Annotated in this window: 21 protein-coding genes and 1 pseudogene; 12 read left to right on the top strand and 10 right to left on the bottom strand. The window is 60.0% G+C overall.

Annotated elements, in window-relative coordinates:
- Positions 1–775: 775 nt before the first annotated feature.
- A complete protein-coding gene (locus C482_RS15450; protein ID WP_006168659.1) occupies positions 776–1123 on the bottom strand; it encodes a cupin domain-containing protein in 348 nt (115 codons plus the stop codon).
- Positions 1120–1908, bottom strand: a complete 789-nt coding sequence (locus C482_RS15455; RefSeq protein ID WP_006168660.1) for an SDR family oxidoreductase — start codon at positions 1906–1908, stop codon at positions 1120–1122. Before C482_RS15455 ends, C482_RS15450 begins: the two co-directional genes overlap by 4 nt.
- Positions 1909–2290: 382 nt before the next feature.
- On the opposite strand from C482_RS15455, the gene C482_RS15460 reads away from it, so the two are divergent.
- A complete protein-coding gene (locus C482_RS15460; protein ID WP_006168661.1) occupies positions 2291–3085 on the top strand; it encodes an IclR family transcriptional regulator in 795 nt (264 codons plus the stop codon).
- Positions 3086–3135: 50 nt separating this feature from the next.
- Here the strand turns inward: C482_RS15460 and C482_RS15465 are convergent, their stop codons facing one another.
- Entirely contained in the window at positions 3136–4437 is a 1302-nt protein-coding gene (locus C482_RS15465) for a DUF362 domain-containing protein (RefSeq protein WP_006168662.1), read from the bottom strand.
- Between the two features lie 153 nt (positions 4438–4590).
- Here C482_RS15465 and C482_RS15470 point away from each other — a divergent pair, with 153 nt between their 5' ends.
- Positions 4591–5808 (top strand): CaiB/BaiF CoA transferase family protein, encoded by a 1218-nt coding sequence (locus C482_RS15470; RefSeq protein ID WP_006168663.1) that lies wholly within the window; start codon positions 4591–4593, stop codon positions 5806–5808.
- Between the two features lie 544 nt (positions 5809–6352).
- On the opposite strand, the gene C482_RS15475 is transcribed toward C482_RS15470, so the two are convergent.
- The gene (locus C482_RS15475; RefSeq protein ID WP_006168664.1) at positions 6353–8053 is read right to left on the bottom strand and encodes an acyl-CoA mutase large subunit family protein; all 1701 of its coding nucleotides are present in this window, start codon (positions 8051–8053) and stop codon (positions 6353–6355) included.
- A 175-nt stretch (positions 8054–8228) separates the two neighbouring features.
- Here C482_RS15475 and C482_RS15480 point away from each other — a divergent pair, with 175 nt between their 5' ends.
- Both C482_RS15480 and C482_RS15485 read left to right on the top strand, forming a co-directional pair.
- Positions 8229–9944, top strand: coding sequence for an acyl-CoA synthetase (locus C482_RS15480; protein WP_006168665.1), 1716 nt, complete (start codon positions 8229–8231; stop codon positions 9942–9944).
- Positions 9945–10035: 91 nt separating this feature from the next.
- On the top strand, positions 10036–10914 hold the full coding sequence (locus tag C482_RS15485) for a 3-hydroxyacyl-CoA dehydrogenase family protein (protein ID WP_049896834.1): 879 nt from the start codon (positions 10036–10038) through the stop codon (positions 10912–10914).
- A 28-nt stretch (positions 10915–10942) separates the two neighbouring features.
- Here C482_RS15485 and C482_RS15490 read toward each other — a convergent pair whose 3' ends face one another.
- Entirely contained in the window at positions 10943–12076 is a 1134-nt protein-coding gene (locus C482_RS15490; RefSeq protein ID WP_006168667.1) for an acyl-CoA dehydrogenase family protein, read from the bottom strand.
- Between the two features lie 213 nt (positions 12077–12289).
- Between C482_RS15490 and C482_RS15495 the strand changes: the two genes are divergently transcribed.
- Entirely contained in the window at positions 12290–13078 is a 789-nt protein-coding gene (locus C482_RS15495) for an enoyl-CoA hydratase/isomerase family protein (protein ID WP_006168668.1), read from the top strand.
- Positions 13079–13082: 4 nt separating this feature from the next.
- On the opposite strand, the gene C482_RS15500 is transcribed toward C482_RS15495, so the two are convergent.
- Positions 13083–13832 carry an IclR family transcriptional regulator gene (locus C482_RS15500; RefSeq protein ID WP_006168669.1) on the bottom strand — a complete coding sequence of 250 codons (750 nt, stop codon included), beginning with the start codon at positions 13830–13832 and terminating at the stop codon, positions 13083–13085.
- 562 nt (positions 13833–14394) lie between these two features.
- Here C482_RS15500 and C482_RS15505 point away from each other — a divergent pair.
- Positions 14395–15195, top strand: a complete 801-nt coding sequence (locus C482_RS15505) for an enoyl-CoA hydratase/isomerase family protein (RefSeq protein ID WP_006168670.1) — start codon at positions 14395–14397, stop codon at positions 15193–15195.
- A gap of 122 nt (positions 15196–15317) precedes the next feature.
- Here the strand turns inward: C482_RS15505 and C482_RS15510 are convergent, their stop codons facing one another.
- The 4 genes and pseudogenes from C482_RS15510 to C482_RS15525 all read right to left on the bottom strand — a co-directional run bounded on the left by C482_RS15510 (position 15318) and on the right by C482_RS15525 (position 20516).
- Complete coding sequence (locus C482_RS15510) at positions 15318–16643, bottom strand: class-III pyridoxal-phosphate-dependent aminotransferase (RefSeq protein WP_006168671.1); 1326 nt, start codon at positions 16641–16643, stop codon at positions 15318–15320.
- A gap of 195 nt (positions 16644–16838) precedes the next feature.
- Complete coding sequence (rocF, locus tag C482_RS15515) at positions 16839–17834, bottom strand: arginase (RefSeq protein WP_006168672.1); 996 nt, start codon at positions 17832–17834, stop codon at positions 16839–16841.
- Between the two features lie 162 nt (positions 17835–17996).
- A complete protein-coding gene (locus tag C482_RS15520) occupies positions 17997–18815 on the bottom strand; it encodes an IclR family transcriptional regulator (RefSeq protein ID WP_006168673.1) in 819 nt (272 codons plus the stop codon).
- A 71-nt stretch (positions 18816–18886) separates the two neighbouring features.
- A pseudogene (locus C482_RS15525) lies at positions 18887–20516 on the bottom strand (aldehyde dehydrogenase family protein).
- Between the two features lie 430 nt (positions 20517–20946).
- Between C482_RS15525 and C482_RS21640 the strand changes: the two are divergent.
- From C482_RS21640 to C482_RS15555, 6 genes are all read left to right on the top strand, one after another.
- Positions 20947–21129, top strand: a complete 183-nt coding sequence (locus C482_RS21640) for a hypothetical protein (protein WP_006168674.1) — start codon at positions 20947–20949, stop codon at positions 21127–21129.
- 323 nt (positions 21130–21452) lie between these two features.
- On the top strand, positions 21453–22091 hold the full coding sequence (rdfA, locus tag C482_RS15535) for a rod-determining factor RdfA (protein WP_006168675.1): 639 nt from the start codon (positions 21453–21455) through the stop codon (positions 22089–22091).
- A 509-nt stretch (positions 22092–22600) separates the two neighbouring features.
- On the top strand, positions 22601–22927 hold the full coding sequence (locus C482_RS15540) for a DUF4234 domain-containing protein (RefSeq protein ID WP_006168676.1): 327 nt from the start codon (positions 22601–22603) through the stop codon (positions 22925–22927).
- A gap of 427 nt (positions 22928–23354) precedes the next feature.
- Positions 23355–24164: a helix-turn-helix transcriptional regulator gene (locus C482_RS15545; protein WP_006168677.1), complete on the top strand. Its 810-nt coding sequence runs from the start codon at positions 23355–23357 to the stop codon at positions 24162–24164.
- 277 nt (positions 24165–24441) lie between these two features.
- Positions 24442–24675, top strand: coding sequence for a hypothetical protein (locus C482_RS15550; protein WP_006168678.1), 234 nt, complete (start codon positions 24442–24444; stop codon positions 24673–24675).
- A 73-nt stretch (positions 24676–24748) separates the two neighbouring features.
- On the top strand, positions 24749–25525 hold the full coding sequence (locus C482_RS15555; RefSeq protein WP_049896837.1) for a methyltransferase domain-containing protein: 777 nt from the start codon (positions 24749–24751) through the stop codon (positions 25523–25525).
- The last annotated feature ends 10 nt before the right edge of the window (positions 25526–25535 follow it).

Here is a 25535-nt window from a genome sequence, read left to right on the forward strand (position 1 = left end):
ACGGACACCGCTGACGCGGCGTCCTTGCTCTCTTCGATTCCACAGCGACAACTGACCAGTATCAACAATCTCCTACAGAAGAGCGTACGGATTTTTAATCCTAGGCAATATCCTAACAGAAGATGAAACACCACTTTGGCTTTCAATCTCCCTAATAATAACAGGAGCCCTACTCCTCTATTTCTTCGATAACATGAAGGACCAGATGTGATTACATCGCCAGAAAGTGATCAATCACCCAGGGCATGTGCAGTCGTTCGTGTGCCAGTGACATTCTCAGGGGTTAAAATAAATACTAATGGCAACGGTATCTCGGATGGTGCAAATGATGCAACCAACCGACAAAAGAACCTCAGGAATTAATCGGAGAAAAGTCCTACAGACAGCCGGTGTAGCAGGTATAGGGAGCGGGCTGCTTGTTGGAACAACCAATGCCGACAACGAAGAGCGAGAACCTGTAACACCAGAAAGTATGTGCGACCCAGAATTAGAAGTGTCTGAAGAGCCACGAAACACCGACACACTCATTTCCGAACACGCTCTTGTATAGACTGGCGGAATAGCATGTTAGCAACCCACGTCTGTCCCCGTGTTACGGACTGAGACGGCCGAAGATTCGAGAAAGGCCAGTAATCGGTTCACTATCTGAGCCAGTTCCGCTGTACTATAGAAGAGCGTCCGCTAATCTACCGAAGAGCGTGCCGAGAAGTGGGTTCCCTTCGAGAGTGCGTGCGAGATACTTCATAGGCAGGAATAAGTCGGATTGAGCCGCCGTTCAGTCGTCTCGGTCCGTCCAGAAGTCGAATGAGCGGCCCGGTGCAAACACGTCGAGGCCGACTGCCAGTTCGTCACCGGTGTTCTCGACGCGGTGGCTCTCCCAGGCGTCGAGCCAGACGGAATCGTACTGTTCGAGCGTGACCTCGTCGTCTGCCGTGGCGATCGTCAGCTCGCCTTGCAGGCAGAGACAGACCTGCTCGTTCTCGTGGTCGTGCATCGGCGAACTGTGGCCCGGCGGCTTCTCGAACCACTCGAAGGAGAATTTGTCGCTGCCGGCCATCGAGACCCGTCGCCAGCCCTCGTCCGGCTCGTAGGTCTCCGCGTCGTCGAACTCGACCGGCTTCATAGGTTCGCTCCGGTCGAACCGCCGTCGATCAGGACGCTCTCACCGTTGATGTAGCCTGACAGCGGCGAAGAGAGGAACGCGACGGTGTTGCCCAGTTCCATCGGGTCGCCAACGCGCTCGAGTGGGTTGCTCGCCCAGTCGTCGAGCCCCTCCTCGTAGGAGTCGTAGTCGCCGCGGTCGACGGCCTGATTGACCAGATCCTCGATGCGCTCGGTCTCGTGGGGGCCAGGGAGGACCGCGTTCGTCCGAACGTCTGGCGCGAACTCCTTCGAAAGGGTCTTCTCGAGTCCGATGACGCTCATCCGGACGGAGTTCGACAGCACGAGGCTGTCGATCGCTTCCTTGACGCTCCGGGAGGTGATGGTGACGATGGTCCCTTCGTCACTCTCACGCAGGTACGGCTCGGCCTCGCGGGCGAGTCGAACAACGCTCATTACAAGCAGGTCGTAGGCCTGATACCAGTCGTCGTCGTCGGTATCGAGGAACGGACCGGACGGGGGACCGCCAGCACTCGTCACGAGGTGGTCGATGCCGCCGAACTCGTCGACGGTCGTCTCGACCAGTGTCTCGATGTCGTCCTCGTCGGTCAGATCGCCGACCTGGGCGACGACCTCGCCGGTCGCCTCTGTTTCGATCTCTTTTTTCGCGTCTGCGAGTCGGTCCTCATCGCGACCGTTGATTACAACGTTCGCGCCCTCGCGGGCGAGCGCCTTCGCAGACGCTTTTCCGAGTCCACTCGAGGACGCCGTGACGAGTGCCGCATTGCCGTCGATCTGTAGGTCCATATCGTCCGTAAGGCCAAAGGAAAGCGGCAAAAAGCTTCGCGTTGCGGTAAGGTTGTTCATGCCACGACATTCAGTTCGGGTTCCGTGTCGTGGAAAACCGGATTACAGCCCTTGATAGACCACTATACTTCACAGGGATATTACAAGTGTACGTATGTAATCAACTCCCACGACGTCTCCGTGGGTGAGGTCACTCGACTACCAGATTCCGCCCTGGAGAACAGGTATCTCTCTTCCACGGCGAGGATCAACCCATCTCTGTCGCACGAATTCGAGGGTCCCAGTCCCTCACAGCACCCCATGGCAACTGTTCGACATTCTTTGTCATCGGTATGCGTTCCGCTATGCGGAACTGAAAGTGTCGGTCTGGCAGAGTTGTGATATGGTGGAACGGAACAAGGAAACGATTCAGGCCACGAAAACCAGCTTCGAGATCGTCCACACACTCCAGGAGATCGGTCCTGCCCGGCTCTCAGAGATTGCAGAGGAACTCGAGTTGGCCGAGAGCACGACCCACCGTCACTTGCAAACCCTCCACGACATACGATACGTCTCGCGGGACGGCGAACGCTACCAACTTGGGCTGCGCTTTGCACGACTCGGCCGCGCTGCCCAGACGTGCGATCCAGCCTACGAGATGACCCAGCGCCACGTCGAGGTACTTGCCGAGGAGACCGGCGAGCGGGCTCAGTTTGTCGTCGAGGACCACGGCCTGGGAATCTACCTGCACGTGGAGACGGGGAGTCAGGCCGTTCGCGTCGGTTTCGGCGTCGGTCGGCAGATTCACCTCCACTCTTCGTCAGTCGGGAAGGCGATTCTCGCCCACTACCCGCACGAGCGTGTCGACGAGATTCTCGACCAGTGGGGGCTACCCGCACACGCGGCAAACACGATTACTGATCGGGAAGCACTCTACGAGGAACTTGAGACCGTCCGCGACCGCGGCGTCGCCTTCAACCGCGAAGAGCACGTCGACGGACTCAACGGCACGGCCGTTCCGGTCAAGCGCGACGGACGAGCGATCGGCGCGCTGGCCGTTGCCGGTCCTTCCCACCGACTGACGAGTGAATGGCTCGATGAAGAGGTTCCGGATATGATGCTCGCCGCAGCGAACGAACTCGAGTTGAACGCGACCTACGCGTCGGATGCGGGCTCGCGGGATCACATCGTGGAGTAGCGATCGGTCCACCACTGCTGAATTCTTCTACAACGCGCTCTCAACGGATGCTAGACCTCGAAAACCGCTGTTCCCTCCTCGAACTGTAGGGCCGCTCGTTCGATAACCGTAAGTTCTCCGCGGTCGGCGAGTTCGTCCGCCAGTGCCTTGGAGACGTAGAACCCGCCGAGATCGGTCGTGTTCTCGATCCAGGCGACCCGAACTGTGTCGGGATCGTAGCCGCCAAGCGCGTTCAGCGCGACGCGGAGTGCAATCTCGTCGTCCGGCGCAACTGGCGGCAGCTTCGCCTTGGCGAGCGAACCGCTCGTGAGCGCGTTTGCATAGACCTTCTGGATATCGAGCTGTTCGACGGCCTGCTTGCGGGTGATATCCGCGAGGCCGATGCCGTTCCCGTTCCCCTTCGTCTTTGCTGTGAGCCCGCGCGCGTAGATCAGGTCGATCGAGGGACTCTCCGGGTCAGGTGCGTTGATCACCCGATAACGGCCGATGACGTTCGTATCCATTCCCGCACCCGAAATCTCCTTGCCGAGTTCGTCCACGACGAGCAGGTCGATCTCGTCCGTCGGCAGCGTTGCCATCTCGTCGTACGCGCGCTCGAGTAGTGCTGGTTCGCGCGACTCGAGTTCGGCGGCCGGAATCGCTTCGATGTGGCCGGTCTCCTCGTGGAAGTTCTCGACGAGTGCGAGACTACCGAGCAGCGACACTGACTCCCGAATCGCGTTCGTCAGCCCCACGATCGTCGGCACGTAGCCCTCCGAGAGCGCCGTCGAGTGAAACGCTTGCGCGCCGCGCTGTTTGCCCAGACCGACGGTGAGCATCTTGCAACAGCCGCTCTCGATCCGCCCGGTGAAGTTGGTGTGCGGTTTGACCCGGTTGATCACGAGCACAGCGTCGGCCTCGAGTGCAGCCGCGGAGAAGTAGACCGGCGTCATCACGTTGCCAATCTCGATTTCGTCGATCTGTTCGACGGACATCGTGGCCTCGATCGGGACGCCGAGTCGCTCCTCGGTGATTCCGAGCGCCTCGAGTACCTCGCGCTGGCCCTCGGGCGTCGCGCCGCCGTGACTTCCCATTGCGGGAACTACGATCGGGTCGAAGCCCTGCTCGTCGAGGTACGAGACCGTCTCCGTCGCGATATCGTCGATGCCGTGGATTCCTCTGCTGCCGACGCCGACCGCGATGGTCGCTCCCGACTCGAGGTCGTCGAGCGCGAGCGTAGCCAGTTCCGAGCGGACCGTCTCGAGTGGCTTTTCGAGTGTGTCCGTCTCGGGTTCATAACGCACGCGGGCGAACGCCGGTGTCTCCTGGGGTTCGATCAGCTCTCCAAGGTCGTGCCGATCGGGGAACTCCATAGCTGACTGTTTCGATGCTGGACATATATACTACCGGACCGTGGTGATGCCTCAGTCCTCGTCAACAACTCCGTCCCTTTGAGGACGGAGCTCTCTCCTTGCTCCGCCTATAGAACGGTGCGCTCATTACGCATGAAAGCACCATCCAAGACAATGGCACCCCCGACGTCGACATCGACCGCGGCACCGAACGCGAACACGCCACTCGAGGGCGTCCGCGTCATCGACTGTACGCAGATGCTCTCGGGTCCGTTCGCGACCCAGCTACTGACAGATATGGGCGCAGAGGTCATCAAAATCGAACGCCCCACACGCGGCGACATCACGCGAAGCGTCGGCCCCGAAATCGGCGACTCAGGGATCACCGCCTACTTTGCCTCGCTCAACCGGGGTAAACAGAGCATCGAACTCAACATGGCTTCTGAGGAGGGTGCGGCCGCACTCGAGTCCCTCGCAGAGAACGCAGACGTGCTCATCGAAAACTATCGACCGGGCACGATGGACAAGTGGGGGCTCGGCTACGAGAATCTCCGCGAGGTCAACGAAAACCTGGTCTACTGTTCGATCTCGGGCTTTCTCGAAGGACCGTACCGCGATATGCCGGCGTTCGATATGGTCGTACAGGCGCTCGGGGGCAGCATGAGCATCACCGGCCAGGCGGACGGCCCGCCGGCGCGGCCGGGGATTCCGATCGGCGACATCTGTGCTGGCATGTACGCCGTCATCGGGATCACGACGGCGCTGTACAACGATGAGGGACAGTACATTGACGTGCCGATGTTCGAGGGGCTGGTCTCCTGGCTGACAGAGCGTGCCGGCCGCACGTTCGTTACCGAGGAGCCGTACCCGCGCCAGGGAACCGTCCACCCCTCGCTGGCACCATACCGAACCTTCGAGACCGCAGACGGCTGGTTCGCCGTTGCAATCGGCAGCGACGACACCTGGCTCGGCTTCTGCGAGGCGATCGACCGGCCAGATCTCGCGGACGACGAACGGTTTACCGTTAACAACGACCGCGTCGCCAACCGGGACACACTAACGGACGAACTCGAGCCAATCTTTGCGAACCGAACGAACGACGAGTGGTTCGACCTGTTTCGTGATCAGGGTCTCCCGGGTGCACCCGTCCAGAACACCGTCGATGTCTTCGAAGACGAGCACCTCAAGGAAAGCGGCACGCTCGACGATCTCACGATCGACGGCGTCGACCTCCCGTTCCCGCTCTGTCCCATCGAGTTCTCCGGGTCGACGACCCGCTCGGGACACGAGCCACCACAGCTCGGCGAACACACTGAGCCGGTGCTCTCGGGTGTCCTTTCTGCTGACGCACTCGATGCTGTCTGTGGTGACACTGACACGGCCTCGGAGTGATTTGCGGAGAGTCGGGATCTGGCTACGAATCAGCCACTGAGTAATCATCAACCGGCCATCAATCCACTACTGACACGGATCATTGTACCGTTGTACCAGTCATTGCTCCCCCGGTTGGGCGACTACTGATAACAACTCATGATGGACCGCCTGACTGTACGACCGCAGCTATTCACGACTTACACCATTGGTCGAACACTTCTAAACAGCGAGCCGGGATTGAACGGATTGGACTCGAGTACCGATTACTTTTGATTTCCATACAGTTCCAGACATATACTATTTAATACAGAATATATAGGCCATAATAATACGGCACAAACCGACTATCCAACCTTCCGCCATACATGGCATAGACACTTGGCTGTGGTGTTTATGCCAGTCGTATCCCCTACATCGAGAGCAAGTGGATCTAATGTATGTTTTTCACTCGGCACGCAAGAGAGTCGCTAAACGGAAGAGTATGGGGGATCTCATAACGAGAAGATACCGAAAGGGAGACTGGCAAACATGTCGTGGGAAGAGATGTCTTCCGAAGGTGAAACTAGACCGGACTCAGCTCTTCCTGATACGCTCCGTGGTGGTCTTCAAACACCTGCATGATCTCGCCCATTGTCGCGTAGGCTTTCACCGCGTCGACGATGTACGGCATCACGTTCTCGTCGGTCTCGATTGCGTCGGAGAGGGCCTCGAGTGTCGCGTCAACTGCCTCGTCGTCACGTTCCTCTTTGACCTCCTCGAGACGTCCAAGCTGGCGGTCGCGGGTTGTCTCGTCGATTTTGAGAATCTCGGGTGAGGTATCCTCCTCGATGGTGTACTCGTTGACGCCGACGACGACCTCTTCACCGCGCTCAACGCGCTTTTGGTACTCGTAGCTCGACTCCTGAATCTCGCGCTGGAAGTAGCCCTGATCGATGCCGTCGAGGACACCGTCACGGATCGAGCCGTCGCCCATCTCTTTGATGTCCTCGATATAACCCATGATCTCGGCTTCCATCTCGTGGGTCAACTTCTCGATCGCGTAGCTGCCGCCCATCGGGTCGACAATGTCGGCTGCGCCGGATTCTTCGGCGATAATCTGCTGGGTGCGTAGGGCGACTCGGACCGCCTTCTCGCTCGGCAGCGCCAGGGCCTCGTCGAAGCTGTTGGTGTGCAGCGACTGCGTGCCGCCCAGAACACCGGCGAGCGCCTGGATGGTGACTCGGGTAATGTTGTTTAGCGGCTGCTGGGCAGTCAGTGACTGTCCCGCAGTCTGCGTGTGGAACTTCAGGCGCTTGGACTCAGCGCGCTCGGCGTCGTACCACTCGTCCATCACCCGGGCGTAGATTCGGCGCGAGGCGCGGAACTTCGCGACCTCCTCGAAAATGGAGTTGTGCGAGTTGAAGAAAAACGAGAGGAGTGGAGCGAACTCGTCGACATCGAGCCCGCGGTCGAGACAGTCCTCCACGTAAGCGAAGCCGTCTGCGAGCGTGAACGCGGCCTCCTGGGCCGCCGTCGAGCCGGCCTCACGGATGTGATACCCCGAGATGGAGACCGGATGGAACTTCGGCGTCTCCTTGACGGCGAACTCGATCGTGTCGGTGACGACCTCGAGCGACGGCTTCGGCGGGACGACCCACTCCTTCTGGGCGATGAACTCCTTCAGCATGTCGTTCTGGAGGGTCCCCCGGATCTTCTCGCGCGGGACGTCCTGCTGGTCGGCCAGTGCGATGTACATTGCGTAGATGACCGCTGCGGACGGGTTGATGGTAAAAGAGGTCGAGACCTCGCCGATGTCGATTCCGTCGAAGAGAATTTCCATATCCCGCAGGGTGTCGACCGCAACCCCCTCTTTCCCGACCTCACCCTCACTCATCCGGTGATCCGAGTCGATGCCCATCAGTGACGGCATGTCGAACGCCGTCGAGAGCCCCGTCTGTCCCTGGTCGATCAGGTAGTGAAATCGCTCGTTCGTCTCCTCTGCCGTCCCGAAGCCGGCGAACTGGCGCATCGTCCACGTCCGCCCGCGGTACATGGTTGGATACGGACCGCGCGTATATGGCGGCTCGCCGGGGAATCCGAGATCCTCGTCGTACTCGAGGTCCGCGATATCCTCGGGAGTGTAGAGTCGATCGACCTCGTGGTTCGAGACCGTCGCGAATCGGTCCTGGCGCTCACCGTGGGACTCGAGTGTCGGCTCGAGCGTTTCCTCGGTCCACCGCTCGCGCTGGTCGCGAATCTGGTCTATCTCTTCCTGGTCGAACATTAGCGTGGATATCTTTGGCAAGAATCTAAAGTCTTGTTGTTACTCTCTGAACGGTCGTCCGGTCCGCGACCCGAACGCGTACACACTGGCCGAATCGAGGGCGTTGCGAGATCGAGTCCAGGATTGGTGGCAGTCGGCGAAACTGTAAAGAGACGAGGTGTGATTGCCAGGACTAATGGTCATTGAACCGACGACCTCAACTGTCCCAACTGAATCGACTGGGGAAGCCGACTGGGTGATTCCAGAGACAGAGACGATCACGAAGACGATCACCGACCACGCACGGGAGTTCGGCGACCGCGTTGCGGTTCGATTCCGCGACGAGAGCGGGAGCGAGCGCGAACGGACGTACGCCGATCTTCGCGACGACATGCACCGGTTCGCGAACGGACTCGAGGAACTCGGTGTCGAGAGAGACGACCGGGTGATGCACCTGTTTCCGCACCATCCGGACGCGTTCGCGATTCAACTCGGCGCACTTGCGACGGGCGCGCTGCTGGTTCCCTGCTCGGCGATGCTCCAGACGAAGGACATCGAGTTCCGGGCGACCGACTGCGGGGCGACGACGGTCGTCGTCCACAAGTCACTCACCGACATGGTCGAACCGGTGCTCTCGGCGACGCCGATCGAGCGGGTGATCGTGCTCAACGGGGATGAGTCCGACTACGAGAACAAGAGCCAAGGAGAAAACGAAGATGACGACGAGAACGATACCCATTGGACCACGTTTCGGGTCGTTCTCGACGGACAGTCGACTGCCTACGACGGTCCCGATATCGACGCCGAGGACCCGATGTCGATCAACTACACTAGCGGGACGACGGGCAAGCCAAAGCCCGTTCTGCACAAGCATCGCTGGCTGTCCTGTTTCAACCGGGTCAACGCACCCCACTGGTGGAACATCGACGAGGAGACCGACTTCGAGGACGAACTCCTGTGGGCTACGACTGGCACCGGCTGGGCGAAGTGGTTCTGGAGCCCCGTCGGGGTTGGGTTGACGACCGGCGCGACGCAGCTCATCTACGACGGCGAGTTCGAGCCCGAGACGTTTCTCGAGATTCTCGAAACGGAAGGTGTCACGAAGCTCTGTGCGGTGCCGACACAGTACCGCATGCTGGCGAACGCCGACCTCAACGCCTACGACGTGCAGATTCGTGATGCGCTCTCGGCGGGAGAACCACTCAATCGCGAGCCGATCGAGCGCATCGAGGACGCCTGGGGTGTCACCCCGCGTGACGGCTACGGGCAGACCGAGACCGTCGCACTGGTGACGAACTACCCGGGGATCGACGTCAAGCCCGGCAGCATGGGGAAACCGACACCCGGCGTGGGTACAACGATCATCGACATCGACGAGGATGAGGAAGTTGGGGCGGGCGAGATCGGCGAAATCGCAGTCCCCGTCGACTCGCCGGCGATCTTCGACGGGTACTACCAGAAGCCCCACCTAGACGAGCGGAAACTCTCTCGCGAGTTCTACCGGACGGGCGACCTCGCGCGCCGCGACGAGGACGGCTACTTCTTCTTCGAGGGCCGAGCCGACGACATCATCATCTCCTCGGGGTATCGAATCGGTCCCTTCGAGGTCGAAGACGCGCTCGTCAGCCACGACGCGGTCGCCGAGGCCGCCGTGGTCGGGAGCCCGCACGAAGAGCGCGGGAGCGTCGTCAAGGCGTACGTGATCCTCGCGGAGAATTACGACGGGACCGCAGACGAGGGCGAGACCGATCTCGCGGACCTGGAAAGTAAACTACAGACCTTCATGAAGGAGGAGACGGCCCCGTACAAGTATCCCCGCCGGATCGAGTTCACCGACGAGTTACCAAAGACCTCAAGCGGGAAGATCCGTCGCGTCGAACTCCGCCAGCAGGAGCAAGAGCGACACGGCTGAAGCCTCGTCCGCCTCGCTCTCGTCCTGGCAGGTCCCGGCCGCCATGGCGAGAGTCGGCACACTTATACTGATCGTGACAGCACAGCAGCGTATGTCTCAGCACCAGCACCAGACCGTAGATTCGATTGACAGCGTCGGCGTCGTCGGGGCCGGAACCATGGGCAGCGGTATCGCACAGGTCGCTGCAACGCACGGCTACGACGTTATCGTCCGCGACATCGAACAGGAGTACGTCGAGAACGGCTTCGAAACCATCGAGAACAGCCTCGGTCGCCTCGGCGACCGCGACTCACTCCCGGACGGCGAGGACACCGAGACGATCCGTAACCGAATCAAGGGCACGACCGAACTCGACGACCTCGCCGACTGTGACCTCGTCGTGGAAGCCGCACTCGAGGACCTCGATGTCAAACGCGACGTCTTCGCTGACCTCGACGACATCGTCGGTGACGAGGCCGTGCTGGCGACGAACACGAGCACGATTTCGATCACGTCGATCGCAAGCGCGACCGAACGCCCCGAGCGCGTCGTCGGCCTGCACTTCATGAACCCCGTTCCGATCATGGAGGGCGTCGAGGTCGTCGTCGGCGAGAAGACGACCGACGAAATCACCGAGCTGGCCCACGAGTTCGCCGAGGCACTCGAGAAGACCACCTGGGAGTCAGACGACAAACCAGGCTTCGTGACGAACCGGATTCTGATGCCCTGGATCAACGAGGGAATTCGGGCCTACGACGAAGGCGTGGCCACGAAGGACGACATCGATGCGGGAATGGAACTCGGCACGAACGTCCCGATGGGGCCGCTCACCCTGGCCGACCACATCGGCCTCGACATCTGTCTGCACGCCTCCGAGACGCTGCACGAGGAACTCGGGGATCGCTACCAGCCGGCCTACCTGCTGAAGCGGAAGGTCGAAGCGGGCGAGTTGGGCAAGAAGACGGGGAAGGGATTCTACGAGTACGAGTAAGCCGGAAGCCGATACGGGTGTCCGGACCTCAGTTCGACTTCAGATCACGCGCGATAATCTTCTTCTGGATCTCACTGGTTCCCTCGTAGATCGTCGTGATCTTCGCGTCGCGGTAGTAGCGCTCGACGTCGAAGTCCTTCGTGTAGCCGTAGCCACCGTGGACCTGCACCGCTTCGTTTGCCACGTCGACGGCCGCCTCGCTGGCGAAGTACTTCGCCATGGCTGCCGCGGTCGGATCGACGCCGTCCTCGTTCTTGCGCGCGGCGTCGCGGGTGAGCAGGCGGGCCGCTTGCACGTCGGTCTGCATGTCCGCGAGTTTGTGCCCGATCGCCTGATGCTCGATGATCGGCTGGCCGAACTGCTCGCGCTCGTTCGCGTACGCGGTCGCAGCGTCGAGTGCCGCCTGTGCCACGCCGACGGCCTGGCTCGCGATGGCGATCCGGCCACCCGTGAGGATCGAAAACGCTGCTTTGAGTCCCGAACCGACCCCAGTCAGGCGATTCTCCGCCGGAATCCGGACGTCATCGAAGATGAGTGTCGTCGTATCACTCGCGCGCAGACCCAGTTTGTCCTCCTTCTTGCCGACCTCGACGCCGTCGGTGTCCTTCGGGACGAGGAACTGGGTAACAGTATTCGGGTCGTCGCGGTCCGTCTTCGCGAACAGCACGACGACGCCCGCGCGCTCGCCGTTCGTGATCCACTGTTTCTTGCCGTTGATGACGTACTCGCCGGTGTCTTCATCGAGTTTGGCTTCCGTCGTCATCTCGGCCGGGTTCGAGCCGGCGTCGGGCTCTGAGAGTGCGAACGCGCCAACGGGGCGACCCGAGACCATCTCCGGGAGCCACTCCTCGCGGTGGTCGTCGGTACCGAACTCGCGGATGCACGACGTTGCCAGACAGTGAACCGACAGGGCCGTCGCCACCGCGAGATGACCGTAGGCGAGTTCTTCGTTGACGATGCTGTACGTAATCTCGTCGACGTCCATCCCGCCGTACTCCTCGGGAACGGTGAGGCCGGTCAGATCGAGGTTGGCCAGTTCGTCCCAGACATCCTCGGGGAACGTCTGCGTCTCATCGGCTTCGTGAATTCCCTCTCGAACCTCGTTTTCGACGACTTCTCGGACTGTCTGCTGAATAAGCTCCTGTTCGCTCGTCAGTTCCATGGACGAATATTCGTGAGGAACCTACTAAAGTGTCCGATTCACGGAGAACGTGCACAAGCACGGAGTACTTTACCGACACCGAACGCAAGCACAGCATTGTTTCCGACGATACCGGAACAATCCTCAACGCTGTTCGCGGCTCGTACTGAAACAGAACCGCCGGCTCAGCCGACGATAACAGTTAACCAACACCGCCACGAACCCTCGCCCGACATGACGGACTACGAGAACCTCACCGTCGATCACAACGACGGCGTCGCCACCGTGACGCTCGACAGCACCGCCGGCCGCAACTCGCTCACACTCGAGATGGCCGACGAACTAATCGCGGTCGCGGCCGAGCTCGGCGAAGACCAGGAGACGCGCTGTATCGTGCTCACCCACGAGGGCCAGTTCTTCGGCTCCGGCGCGGATCTCTCCCAACTCGAGGGCGACGATTCTGACGCGGCACGGCTGCGCCAACTCGCCGGACGCGCCCATGAGGCGGTTATCCAGTTCCAACAGACCGAAACACCCGTCGTCGGCGCTGTCAACGGCATCGCCGCCGGGATCGGTTTCAGCCTCGCGCTGATGCCTGACCTGCTCGTCCTCGGTGAAGACACAACCCTGCGGTTCGCTTACCCCGGAATCGGGCTCACCGGCGACGGCGGCTCGACGTTCTTCCTGCCGCGCCTCGTCGGCCTCCGGAACGCGAAGGAAATCGTCCTTCGAGACGAGCCGATCGGCCCCGAGAAGGCCGTCGACCTCGGACTCGCAACCGAAGTCGTTTCGTCCGAGGAGTTCGACGACCACGTGGCTGACCTCGCAGCCGACCTCGCGAGCGGCCCGACTCACGCACTCGGCACCGCCAGCCGACTGCTGACCGAGAGCTACGAGCGCGGACTCGAGTCCCACCTGGCTGCGGAGACCGATGCCATCGCGAAGGCGGCCCGAACAGAGGACTACGAGCGCGGACTCGGTGCGTTCTTCGGTGAGGACGATCCGGAGTTCGTCGGCTACTGAGATCTTAGACGTAGTCCAGATTCACCTGCGTCACGTTCGCCGCTCGCTTCACGACATCCGCGATCTCCGCCCGTCTCGCCTCGTCGAGCCGGCTCTCCGGCCCACAGACACAGATCGCCCCCCGGAGTTCGCCGCGCTTATCGAGCACCGGCGCAGCGATACAGACCATCCCCGCGATGCGCTCGCCCTCATCGACTGCGTACCCTCGTTCGCGAACCGACTCGAGTTGCTCCAGCAGGACATCGGAATCAGTAATCGTCTGGGGAGTGATCTCGACGAGGTCGCGGTCGAGGATCGACTCGACTCGTTCGGGGTCCATGTGCGCAAGCATCGCCTTCCCCGGGGCCGTGACGTGCAGGGGCATCCGTGCGCCGGGATAGGCGAACAACGTGATCGCCTCCGAGCCTTCCTGTACGGCGAGGATGACCGCCTGGTTGTTCTCCTCGATCAGGAGCGTCACGTGCTCGCCGGTTTCTTCGGCGACGGCCGTGAGTTCGTCCCGAACCGCTTTCACGACCTCGAACCGGTGGCGCTGCCGATGACCGACCTCGAGAAATCGAGTGGAGGGACGGTACACCTTGTCTTCGACAGTGACGTAGCCAGTGTCGACGAGCGCCTGCAGATAGTCGTGGACGGTGCTTACGGGCATCTCAAGCCGTGTAGCCAACTCCGAGGCCCGACCACCGCCGTTCTCCGAGAGCTCGTCGACAATCGTGAACGCGCGTACGACGGAGCGATTCGGTGTATCTGCCATTATCGGCCCTTTTTCCGGCCAGTAGTAGAACTCTTTCGGCTCTCCCGGAAGACGCTACGTCGAGATCGGCACTGACACGTTGGCAACTGATCTGAATTTCGCCACAGCCTTCGCTGGTGGTGTACTAGTTCGAGTCCGTTCTTCGCCGCATCGTAGTTCAGCTATATCCGATGATCGGTACTCGAGTTACGCATGCTCTCGTTCCATCAGCACAGTTCGCCTGTCGTCCGCAGCCGGAACTTGTCACGAGCAAGTATCCGGTATTTCCGGAAATAGGTCCGACTGGACCGGGACGAAAGAGAAGACCCGTGACGAAACCCACCTTTACAGGTGTACTTATGTATTCGCTGGTGAGTGGAATCGTGTGTCAGTGAGTCTGCTGCTGGCCGCCCCGTAGGCACCGATGTCGGCCCACAGAACGCGATACCGAATCTCAAAGAGCGGGGTAAACTACATAGCGCTATATCAAATTGACTTCTCGCGGCTAAGCAGCAGGGATCCACACAGCGCGGCCATCGTACTGGTCGACAAAATTATGTGACTATTTGTCGTGGCTCGCGCTATGGACCACGATACTGAGTTCGACACCACGCTCGCTTCCTTCGACGACGACACCGGCGTCGGTCATATCACGCTGAACCGACCGGACTCACTGAACGCGCTCAGCACACAGCTTCGCGAGGATCTCGTCCAGAGTCTGGAGTGGCTCGAGTCGGAAAACAACCAGGCCGACGGCATCGCGCTCCGCGCGGTCATCCTCGAGGGGTCGGGTGGGACGTTCTGTGCTGGTGCCGATATCACTGAGTTCAGCGACTCGAATCCCGGCACACAGTCCGGACAGAGCCACTACGAGTTCATCGCAGAATTTCCCGCTCCAGTCATTGCGAAGGTTCGCGGCTACTGTCTGGGCGGCGGTCTCGAGACGGCACTCGCCTGTGACTTCCGATTCGCACACGAAGAGAGTTCGTTCGGCTTTCCCGAGGTGAACCTCGGGCTCCTGCCGGGCGCTGGCGGTGTGCAGTACCTCGCCGAACTCGCCGACCCCTCGACTGCCAAGGAACTCGCAATGACTGGCGAGCACATCTCCGCCGAGCGCGCGGCCGAAATCGGGCTCGCGAACCGCGTCTATGGCGACGATCTCGACGAGGAGACGCAGGCGTTCGCCGAGCACCTCGCCTCACAGCCGCCGCTCGCCATCCAGTCGATCAAGGAGTCCGCGGCGATTTCAACACAGACCGGACTCGAGGAGGGGCGGGCCTACGACGGGCGACTCTTCCGGAGTCTACTCGAGACGGACGATCACGAAGAGGGGGCGCGGTCGTTCGCTGAGGACGAGTACGAACCGGAGTTCAAGGGCCGGTAAGCGTACAAACGGCGATCCGTTACGATCTGGGGCTCGACTGCTGTTCGACTGTGCTGGCGATCTGCTGGCAATCAGATACGACAGCGACAGCGCGAGTGTGAGTGCGAGCCGAACTGTCCCGCTCAGTTCGTCAGTGTAGCGGGTTCGATCGCTGCGATCGAATCGTCGAGGAGATCGGTGGCGATCTCGAGTTCGCGGTCGCGCACGTCGAGTGGTGGGAGCAGTCGCAGCGTTTTCTTGCCACAGCCGAGGGTGAGCAGGCCGCGCTGGAGTGCAGCATCCACGACCTCGTCGCGGCGCTCGGCGGTGTCGAACTCGATTGCACCCATGAGACCGAGGCCGCGAACATCCTCGACGACAGCCTCGTGGTTATCCTTGACATCGGTGAGGAGGTCGACGAGCAGCGTTCCTTGCTTCTCGGCGTGGGAGATGAGGTCGTGTTCCTCGATTGCAGCGAGGGTGAGCGTCCCCTGCATCGAGGCGATGATGTCGCCGGCACCCCAGGTCGAGGAGAGCCGGGCCTCCTCGTCGGGGAAGAGTTCCTCGCGCGAAATCGTCGCACCGACACGAAGCGCCTTGGCGCTGGTGATCACGTCCGGTTCGAACTCGTAGTGGTCAGACGCCCACATCTCGCCAGTACGGCCAACGCCGGTCTGGATCTCGTCGGCAATCAGCGGAATGTCGTGTTCTGCACAGAGGTCGGACACCGCGCGCATGAACTCGTCGTCAGGGACGCGGTAGCCGCCTTCGCCCTGGACGGGTTCGAGGATGAGGAACGCGACCTGCTCCGGCGGAATGTGGCCGCTCTTGGGATCGAGCTTCTCACGCAGGCGCTCAATGCCGTCCATACTGTGGGGCACGTCGTGGATCCCGCTGAGTTCGGGGAAGTCACGTCGGTGAACCGATTTCGAGCGGTTCAGCGAGAGCGCCCCAAGGGTCCGTCCGTGGAACGCGCCCTCGAATGTCAGCCCGTACTTCGGCTCCGCACAGTTGTCATAACAGAGCTTGATCGCGTTCTCGACCGCCTCCGCCCCGGAGTTCGAGAGGAAGACGGTGTCCATGTCGTAGTGGTCGGTGATGTCCGTGAGTGTGTTCATCAGGTGGGCTGGCCCGGGAAGCGCTGCGTCGTCGGGCGAGCCACCAGTGCTGACGTAGAAGTCCTGTCCGGCGATTTTGAGGGGATCAACGAGGTCGAACTCCTCGAGTTTCTCCATCAGGAGCGGATTGTTGTACCCGAGTGGTGCCGCGGCCACGTGACTCGTGAAATCGAGTAGGACGTTGCCATCGGGGTCCGTACAGAACGGTCCCTCCGCGTCGGCGGTGATGTCCCAGACGAAATCGTAGACGTACGTGCTCGTAGCTGCTGCTTGCTGGTGGTATTCGACCCACTCAGATGCAGCCGGACCTGGCAATTGCGATACACTCGGCTCCGCTGTCTCGCGTCGCATGCATGGTGGTTGTCACCGGGGGGCTTAAAACAGGTGGATTTCCCGGACAGACTGTCATCAAACACAAACGACGATAACAGAACGCCCAGCGAGAACATTGCCAACAGGTCGTCGTCAGGAACAGCCCTGACGCCAGTGCCCCGCCAGGAATAGCCCAGATAGGAACTCGCTGGGAACAGCCCAGGCAGCCAACGCCTACAGAATTCGCTTCCCGAACGCACTGGCTGCGAGCTCCGCTGCGACTTCTGCCGTCTGATTATCGCGGTCGAGGATCGGATTCACCTCAACCACATCCATCGATCGAAGGATGTCGGCCTCGCGGTCGCGTTCCGCGACTAACTCGAGTGCAGCGTGAGCTTCGCGGTAGTCGACGCCGCCGCGGACGGGGGTGCCGACGCCCGGGACGACCGTCGGGTCGAGCCAGTCCAGATCGAGACTCACGTGGATCCCGTCGACGCCATCGGTGGCGATCTCGAGTGCGTCTTCGACGACGGCAGTGATGCCGCGTTCGTCGATTTCGCGCATGGTGAAGACGGTGACCTCGCTCTCGCGCAGTGCTGTTTGTTCTTCCTCGTCGAGGCTCCGGATGCCGACGAGGACGGTGTTTTCCTCGTTGACGGCGTCGGTTTCGGTCCAGTCGAGATCGGCGAACGAGCCGCGGCCGTGGGCGGCGGCAAGGGGCATGCCGTGGACGTTTCCACTCGGTGAGGTTGCGGGTGTGTTGTAGTCGCCGTGGGCGTCAAACCAGATGACGCCGATCCCGTCGTCCGTGTGGCGGCCGGCACCGAACATCGATCCCATGGCAATTGCGTGGTCACCGCCGAGGACGAGCGGCGTCGCGCCGTCGTCGATCGTCGTCGCGACGGCATCCGCAAGCGTGGCCGTCACGTCGCCAATCTCATCGAGGTATTTCGCGTTCGATGCTGCGTCGGATTTGTCCACGTTGGGCGCGGATGAGCTCGTCTCGAGTCGCGGGACCTCAAGATCGCCATCGTCGACACAGCCGACGCCGGCGGCGTCGAGCTCGGCGGCAATATCCGCGTAGCGAATCGCCGAGGGGCCCATATCGACGCCGCGACGGTTCGCGCCCAGGTCGAGCGGGACGCCAAGCAGTCGTGCGGTGTGGGTCGCGTCTTGGTCGCCGTTTGCTCCCGATCCCGAATCAGCACCGGTGCCATCTTCGGCGCTCATCGTCCATCACCCGCCGTTCGTGCCCGTTCCCATCCTAGTCGCAGGTCCGTTGGCTGTCTCTGCTCGAACATAGCTACTGTCAGAATTTCCGGGCGAGGGTCATATATCTCTTTGCAAATTCGGGACGGGTCAGCGATCAGACGGGCTCGGCCCCACTCCCCCTCAACTGTCGAATCGAGCCGTTTCGAGGTTGACCTCGATCAGATTCGCTGTTTCCATCACCTGCTCGGGCATCTCCGTGCGAAAGCGCTCGTCTTTCAGCCGACTCGTCGGTGCTGTCACACTGACTGCGCCGACAACGGTCTCGTCTGGACCGAGAACCGGCGCACCGACCGCACGCATCCCGCGAATCTCTTCTTCGTCGTTAACTGCGTAGCCCCGCTCGCGAATGTCCGCGAGCGTCTCACGAAGTTCGGCCGCATCCGTAATGGTGTTCGCCGTCTGGCGTTCGAACTCCTGGTTCGCGATGATCTCGTCGCGCCGATCTGTCGGCACGTGCGCGAGAATTGCCTTCCCCGCCGCCGTGTCGTGGAGATGCTGGGGTGTCTCGCGCATCCGGAGATGGTAATCCATCGCGACCGCGAACTCCCCGCGGCTCTCGTAGAGTACCGTCTCTCGTCCTCGTTCCTCGCCGATCAGGTGTGCATACTCGCCCGTCCGCTCTGCGAGTGCGTCGACCTCGCTGTGGCCAGCCATGTAGAGGTCAGTCTCGTTTCGGACGTGCTCGCCGAGCGCGATGAACTGAAAACTCAGTCGGTACTCACCGTTCTCTCGCGTAACGAACCCACAGTCGACCAGCGTCTGCAAGTAGGTATGGACTGTGCCTTTGGTCAACTCGAGTTCCTGCGAGATATCAGTGAGGCTGCCGCCCTGTTGTTGTTTGATGACGTCGATGACCGTTGCTGCTGTGCACACCGATTTGATTCGGCGCGGTCCATCGCGTTCGTTCTCGGTCCCGTTCCTGGGCGACCCGGCTGTCATATCCGTCACTACGCGAGGATAGCCTTAAAATTTGCAGATATCAAACGCCGGTCGGGATGGCCGGGTGGGCGTTAGTCGTCTCGGGTGAGGATGTCGGCGGAAAGCCCCTGTGCCATCTCGATCTCCTTCGAGTTGTTCATCGTCCAGGCAGTCCGCTCGGTAACGGCCTCAATGGCCTCACGAGCCGATGGATAGCCGTTGCCCGACTTCTTGACGCCGCCGAACGGGAGCTGGACTTCAGCACCGATACACGGCAGGTTCGCGTACGCCAGGCCGATCTCCGCGTGGTCACGGAAGTAGTTGATCTGACGGTAGTCCTCGGAGATAACGGCCCCGGCGAGGCCGTATGGCGTGTCGTTGTGAATCTCGACTGCATCCTCGATGTCGCCGTCGTACTCCAGGAGAGCGACGTGTGGACCGAAGCACTCCTCCTTCAGACAGCGCAGATCGCTGTCGTACTCGATTTCGTAGACGAACGGGCCGACCCAGTTGCCCTCGTCGTGACCCTCGGGAATTTCGTTGTCCTCGAGTTCGAAGCGGTCGACGAGGACCTCGGCACCCTCTTCGACTGCGAGTTCATTGTGCTTCTTGATCTTCTCGACGTGGTCGGGCTCGACTGCCGGGCCCATGAAGGTGTCCTCCTGCAGTGGATCGCCGACGGCGACGTCCTTCGCGATGTCGACGTAGCGTTCCTTGAACTCGTCGTAGACGTCCGTGTGGACGATCAGGCGTTCACTCGAAACGCAGCGCTGCCCGGTCGTCTTGAAGCTCGACATGATCGCCGAGTGGACGGCGATGTCGAGGTCGGCTTCCTCGGTGACGATGATGCCGTTCTTGCCACCCATCTCGCAGGCCGCGAGTTTGCCGGGTTCGCCGCCAACCTTGCTGGCGATTTCGTGGCCGACTTCGGCCGATCCCGTGAAGAGAACGGTGTCGACGCGCTCGTCGTCGGAAATAGCTGCACCAGCGTCGCCGAAGCCCTGGACCATGTTGAAGACGCCATCCGGAATACCGGCGTCTTCGAACATCTCAGCGATGATCTGACCGCACCACGGCGTCTGCTCTGCTGGCTTCCAGACGACCGTGTTCCCCTCGACGAGGGCGATGGCCATGTGCCAGAANCGTCTGCTCTGCTGGCTTCCAGACGACCGTGTTCCCCTCGACGAGGGCGATGGCCATGTGCCAGAACGGGATTGCAACCGGGAAGTTCCATGGCGTAATGCAGCCGATGACACCGCGTGGCTTGCGGCGCATGTAGGCATCCTTACTGCCGACCTCACTCGGTACGACATCCCCGTGCGGGTGGCGCGCGTTGCCCGCCGCCCACTCGACCATGTGCCAGGCCTCGGCGACGTCTGCTTTCCCTTCGGAGATTTCCTTGCCACACTCCTTGGAGACGATTTCGCCGAGCTCGTCGTGGCGCTCACGCAGTTCGTGGTAGATATCCCAGAGGTACTCCGCACGGTCGATGTGGGAGAGTTCTCGCCACTCCTCGAAGGTCTCGTCGGCGACCTCGAGAGCGGCGTCTACATCGTCTTCAGTGCCGCGCTGGAACGTCGCCAGCGTCTCTCCCGTCGCCGGATTCTCGCTTTCGAACGTTTCCGAGCCGGTTCCTTCAACCCATTCACCGTTGATGTAGTGAAGATTGACTTCACTCGAGGTAGTGTCGCTCACACTGAGTGCAACTTGTGGTGTCGACATAGTCTTTCCCCTTCGACGGACCGTCACGGTGAACAGTACGGTTCGTATATGAATTTGACATACTCAAATGCATCGTCAGGTGGAACCTTCTCAGAAGGAGATCTACGAACGAGTTAGATGGAACCCTGCTGGCTCAGCGTGCCACAATCCACTGGTTGTGTTCACTATCGCCGGCGAGTGGCTGTTTGAATGGCCTCCCTCAATGGATTTTGATAGTGTGAAACACACGACGGCCGACAAGTAACTATTACTCGAGTTACCACCCAGTACGGGCTGACTCGCGACCGAATCCAGCTCTCTTTTCGCTCACAGGAGAGCCATAGTCACCACCAAGACCAAAATTGTTTGACCATTGCAAACCGCCATAATTCAGCACGACTGAATTGATACTGCACAGTAGACACACGCCAAGCCCACGAACGTGGTACGTATGGCCGACGACTCCCCGGCACGCTCATCTGCGCTGGCGAACGAAGAAGTTGCGGTTGCGCGGACACCAACGAGCACACACAAGGTCACAGACGCGCTCGTCCGAACTGGTCCAATCGAAACGAACGTCAACGACCTCCGGGTGATGGTCGTCGAGGCGTCGGCTCCGTCAGAATCAACCTAGCTCAGTCTCCTGCTATGAGTGAAGTGCCCCAACTCACACGACTGATTTACAATCCTACGACTGTAAATAGCGGCATGAGAAATCACGTCTCTGTGTTTCTTCATCTCAGATCTGGTCAGTCTTGTTGGAGAACAGCTACTCATATATGACAGCCTTCTTTGACAATCATTGAAAAGACAATATTGTGATGGGTACAGAGAGGCTACAGTGTCAGGCTCGAGAACGTAGCGATAGTTCGGGTCGCAACCTTCGCATTACGGACGTATTGCTGTAAACACCGCGGTCGGAACGCTTTTCTCGCTCACCGGAGTACCGTTCGGACAGTGACCGAGCGAACCCTCGACGCAGCGGCGAGTTCCGCGTGTGGCTGCAAGGTCGGACGGATCACCGAGCAGTACGATCTCATCGGACTGGACGAGGAACTCGTCAGCTACTGGACCGACAGAACAGACGAACGATACAGCACGCGTGATCTCGCAGAACACGTCAACCAGCGTGTGCTCAAGGCCGCCCTGGACGAGGCCGGGTTGCAGTACAAAGACGGCGAGGTCGAGAATACGTACCGGCTGCTCACAGGCGACGACGTCAGCAGTGGGACGCGCGTCCAGACACGCAAGGAACTCGAGCGCGACGCCGTCCCGGTTGAGGATGTCGAGAGCGATTTCATCTCTCACCAGACCGTTTACAACCATCTGACCGGCTGTCTCGAAGCCTCACTCGAGTCACCGAGCGACGAGGAACGACTCGAGCGCAGTCGGGACAAACTCGGTGCCCTCCGGAATCGGACCGCTGCGGTCACGGAGGATACAGTCGCCCAACTCGAGCGAAGCGACGTACTCGACATCGGCGACTTCAACGTTCTCGTGACGGTGACAGTGACCTGCGAAGATTGCAAACAACAGTATACGGTCCGAGACCTGCTCGATCAGGGCGGTTGTCGGTGTGGGGAGTCAGACACCTAACTCAGTCCTCAGACACTCACCCGCTGTTGCACCTGTCGCTCTGCTCGTTTCTGTCTCCCCTGGCACGGTATTCGAGTCCAGTGTCGATAGCACGTGTGTCGCTCTGTTGGTCTGCTTTTACGATCGATGGCTGAGACACGTGGAGTGAGTGTCTGTCCAATAGGACCGTGCCAATCGATAATCCAACAGCGTCTCCTCTCCCATATGTGTCTGGATAGAGATATATGTTTAGTTCTAGTAGTTTGATGGAAGGTACCCGTCGATTCAATTGACTGATGGTGGTGTTGATGGTGGTTGGGTACAGGTGTGTGTCATACAATGGTTATCAACAACAATCATCTACTTTCTCTTTCTCGAACAAAATCTATGACTGGTAAGATCACAGAGTGCAGCGAAATGCGAACGATATAATCGCTAGGTAGAGGAGATGAGACGTATTCTATGGTACACTGTATACAGGTGGTAAGTTTCCCAAGGCTACATATGTGTGGAGTTAGAGTTCTTCTTGTATGTCTGCAACTATTACGGATCAATCGGCGTTTAGAGAAGCATCGCTCGCTAAGCAAGCTATTTTTGCGGTAATCACATTCGGGCTGTATACGATCTATTGGACGTACAAGACTGCAAAGACATTTGACAGAGGAACTGACCAGAATCTAACCCCAATCTTGGCAATCATCCCGTTGGTAAATATCATTGCTTTCTGGCAAATTTCTAACGCGTCAGAGTCGGTGACAGAACAGGGCTCGATGCCGATTTTCCTGCTTTTCCTCTTCTTCCCCATTATCTCTTGGTACTGGGTTCAGACCGGGATCAACTCCGCTGCCTCGCAGTAACGGCTTTCCAGTCCCGTGAACTACCCCCACCCTACCGCTCGCCTTTTGGCTCGCGCTTGAGGGTGGGGCTTCCTGTTTCCACGACGCGCTTTGTAAACAACCACGGGTCGGGTGACCCGTGGAACTCTCTCTGTTTTATTTAGAACTGGACTCGCTACACTGGCATCTTGGTTGAGGAGTCTGCTGGCGTACTCAAGTCATAAGATACTACCGCGTCAGTGATTTCCCTCGACTCGGCCGCTCGTACTGAATCCAAATCGTGATGAGGGCAATTCTGTATAGCAAGTAGCGATTTATGTCGGTGCTATGGAGGGCAGTAGGAGTAGGAGGCACTACCAGCCAGTCAATAGCCGTTACTGGACGCGTTTGGGAACAATGTAGGCCGCGTCAGTCGTGGCTATATACCTCTCGCGACCATACTATTACTATGCTATCACACGACACAGACACGGCGCTCGACGACATCGAGTTCCTGGCTCGCTCACCACACCGAGTCACCGTCCTCGAGTCTCTGGCCGAGCGACCGCGAAGTCGGGCCGCACTGCGGGCGGAAACCGGTGCGTCGACGTCGACAGTCGGGCGGACCCTCCGAGAGTTCGAGGCGCGCAACTGGATCGTTCGTGATGGGGACGAGTACAGAGCGACACAGTTGGGTTCGTTCGTTGCAACGGGACTTGGCAACCTCATCGAACGGATTGAAACCGAGCGGACGCTACGCGAGGTCTGGGAGTGGTTGCCGATCGAGGCGAACGAGTTTCCTATCGAAATCGGTGCTGATGCAGTCGTGACGGTTGCTGAGACGAGTGACCCATACCGGCCGGTCAACCGCTTTGTCGAACTGCTCCGTGAGACGGACACGTTCCGATTCCTCGGTTTCGATCTGGGGCTGCTCAACCCCTGTCGGGAAGAGTTTTGTCAACGCATTCTCGACGGCATGGAAACAGAGATTATCGACCCACCACACGTCGCAGCCGCCGTTCGACGGACGTATCCCGACCTCTCGAGAGAGGCCCTCGAAAGCGGGAATCTCACAGTGTTACTCCACAGAGAGGTGCCCCCGTACGGTATCAGTCTCTTTGATCACCGCGTCGGTATCAGTGGCTACAATCAGGACAGCGGGACCGTCAAGGTGTTTCTCGACACGGAAACACCGGCGGCCCGTCGTTGGGCCGAGGACACCTACGAGCGGTTCCGACGAGAGGCACGCCCGCTCGTGGTCGGTCCGGAACTCGAGTAACGCTGTGGTGTGATGTGTTTGCAATGCGTGTTTGGTGTATTGCGGTTCATTGATGGTGTGTTTTCGCGGACCTACCGACGGTTTTTAACCATTGTCGTGTACTGCAAGTCGGTCAGACAGTGCACAGCGATCACACAGTGAACAGAACTCACAGTATGCACAGTCTGCAGTACCTGCACACGCGTCACCGTCTGCCCGCGGTGCACCGCGTACGAAGCGGGTGTCGGATGACTACATGCGCGTCTCAACCGTATGGACACTCGCGAGGCGAGAACCCATGACAGCAAACGTTCATGACGGGGAGACGATGACAGCGCTTCAGGTTGCCTGCGACACGGCTGTATCGGGTTGTGTCTTCAAACTACGAACTGAGGAGAACGACAAGCAGCGACTTCTCGAGATCACACGCGAACACGTCGCCGAACAGCACGGGAAGGACTTCACACTCGAGGAGATCGAAGAACAGCACGTCGAAACGGTCGATGTCTCGACGGACGGACACGAACACTAACGAACACCAGCGCAGGGCAAAGCCAGCAACGGTCACGAACAGGGAGGTGAACGACACCGCGAATACGGTCACTATGGCATACAAACTCGACAAACAAGAACTCGAGGAGAAGGTAACGACACTCTATCGAGAGGTTGCGACGGAACCGGACGAGGAGTACCACTTCGAAATGGGGCGGCCGCTGGCGGAGCGACTGGGATATCCCACGGCGGATCTCGACCGGATTCCAGAGCGTGCACTCGCATCATTCGCTGGCGTCGGCTATCACATGGACATGGCCGAGCTTCGGCCCGGCGATTCGGTGCTCGACCTGGGAAGCGGGTCGGGAACGGACGCCTTTGTGGCTGCGTTGCACGTTGGCGACGAGGGACGTGTCGTCGGCATCGATATGACCGACAAGCAACTCGAGGGCGCACGTGCCGCTCGCGACGCGGCCGGTATGGATACCGTCTCGTTCGAACGCGGCTACATCGAGGAGTTACCCTTTAGCGCCGACTCCTTTGACGTCGTGCTCTCGAACGGTGTAATCAACCTCTCGGCGAAGAAAGAACAGGTGTTCGAGGAAGTCGAGCGCGTTCTCACACCGGACGGGCGACTCGCACTCTCAGACATCGTCAGCCAAGAGCACATGCCGGAGCGGATCAAGAACGACGTGGACCTCTGGGCATCGTGTATCGGCGGGGCAATGCAGCTGGATGACTACACTGATGTGATCGAACAGCCCGGAATCGATGTCGTAGTCATGCGGGCGAACCCACAATACGAGTTTACCTCGGAGCGGGCACAGGGTGCGTGCCAGCGCTACGGCGTGCGAAGCATCTCGATCGGGGCTCGCGTCAACAGTGACTGAGGCGCGTCTC

Origin of the sequence: Natrialba chahannaoensis JCM 10990 (assembly GCF_000337135.1) — an archaeon.
GTDB classification, from domain to species: Archaea; Halobacteriota; Halobacteria; order Halobacteriales; family Natrialbaceae; genus Natrialba; species Natrialba chahannaoensis.

Bases quoted from the DNA above. Each gene is read 5' to 3' on its own strand.
- C482_RS15450 (WP_006168659.1), bottom strand. From the start codon at position 1,123: ATGAAGCCGGTCGAGTTCGACGACGCGGAGACCTACGAGCCGGACGAG.
- C482_RS15455 (WP_006168660.1), bottom strand. From the start codon at position 1,908: ATGGACCTACAGATCGACGGCAATGCGGCACTCGTCACGGCGTCCTCG.
- C482_RS15460 (WP_006168661.1), top strand. From the start codon at position 2,291: ATGGTGGAACGGAACAAGGAAACGATTCAGGCCACGAAAACCAGCTTC.
- C482_RS15465 (WP_006168662.1), bottom strand. From the start codon at position 4,437: ATGGAGTTCCCCGATCGGCACGACCTTGGAGAGCTGATCGAACCCCAG.
- C482_RS15470 (WP_006168663.1), top strand. From the start codon at position 4,591: ATGGCACCCCCGACGTCGACATCGACCGCGGCACCGAACGCGAACACG.
- C482_RS15475 (WP_006168664.1), bottom strand. From the start codon at position 8,053: ATGTTCGACCAGGAAGAGATAGACCAGATTCGCGACCAGCGCGAGCGG.
- C482_RS15480 (WP_006168665.1), top strand. From the start codon at position 8,229: ATGGTCATTGAACCGACGACCTCAACTGTCCCAACTGAATCGACTGGG.
- C482_RS15485 (WP_049896834.1), top strand. From the start codon at position 10,036: ATGTCTCAGCACCAGCACCAGACCGTAGATTCGATTGACAGCGTCGGC.
- C482_RS15490 (WP_006168667.1), bottom strand. From the start codon at position 12,076: ATGGAACTGACGAGCGAACAGGAGCTTATTCAGCAGACAGTCCGAGAA.
- C482_RS15495 (WP_006168668.1), top strand. From the start codon at position 12,290: ATGACGGACTACGAGAACCTCACCGTCGATCACAACGACGGCGTCGCC.
- C482_RS15500 (WP_006168669.1), bottom strand. From the start codon at position 13,832: ATGGCAGATACACCGAATCGCTCCGTCGTACGCGCGTTCACGATTGTC.
- C482_RS15505 (WP_006168670.1), top strand. From the start codon at position 14,395: ATGGACCACGATACTGAGTTCGACACCACGCTCGCTTCCTTCGACGAC.
- C482_RS15510 (WP_006168671.1), bottom strand. From the start codon at position 16,643: ATGCGACGCGAGACAGCGGAGCCGAGTGTATCGCAATTGCCAGGTCCG.
- rocF (WP_006168672.1), bottom strand. From the start codon at position 17,834: ATGAGCGCCGAAGATGGCACCGGTGCTGATTCGGGATCGGGAGCAAAC.
- C482_RS15520 (WP_006168673.1), bottom strand. From the start codon at position 18,815: ATGACAGCCGGGTCGCCCAGGAACGGGACCGAGAACGAACGCGATGGA.
- C482_RS21640 (WP_006168674.1), top strand. From the start codon at position 20,947: ATGGCCGACGACTCCCCGGCACGCTCATCTGCGCTGGCGAACGAAGAA.
- C482_RS15540 (WP_006168676.1), top strand. From the start codon at position 22,601: ATGTCTGCAACTATTACGGATCAATCGGCGTTTAGAGAAGCATCGCTC.
- C482_RS15545 (WP_006168677.1), top strand. From the start codon at position 23,355: ATGCTATCACACGACACAGACACGGCGCTCGACGACATCGAGTTCCTG.
- C482_RS15550 (WP_006168678.1), top strand. From the start codon at position 24,442: ATGACAGCAAACGTTCATGACGGGGAGACGATGACAGCGCTTCAGGTT.
- C482_RS15555 (WP_049896837.1), top strand. From the start codon at position 24,749: ATGGCATACAAACTCGACAAACAAGAACTCGAGGAGAAGGTAACGACA.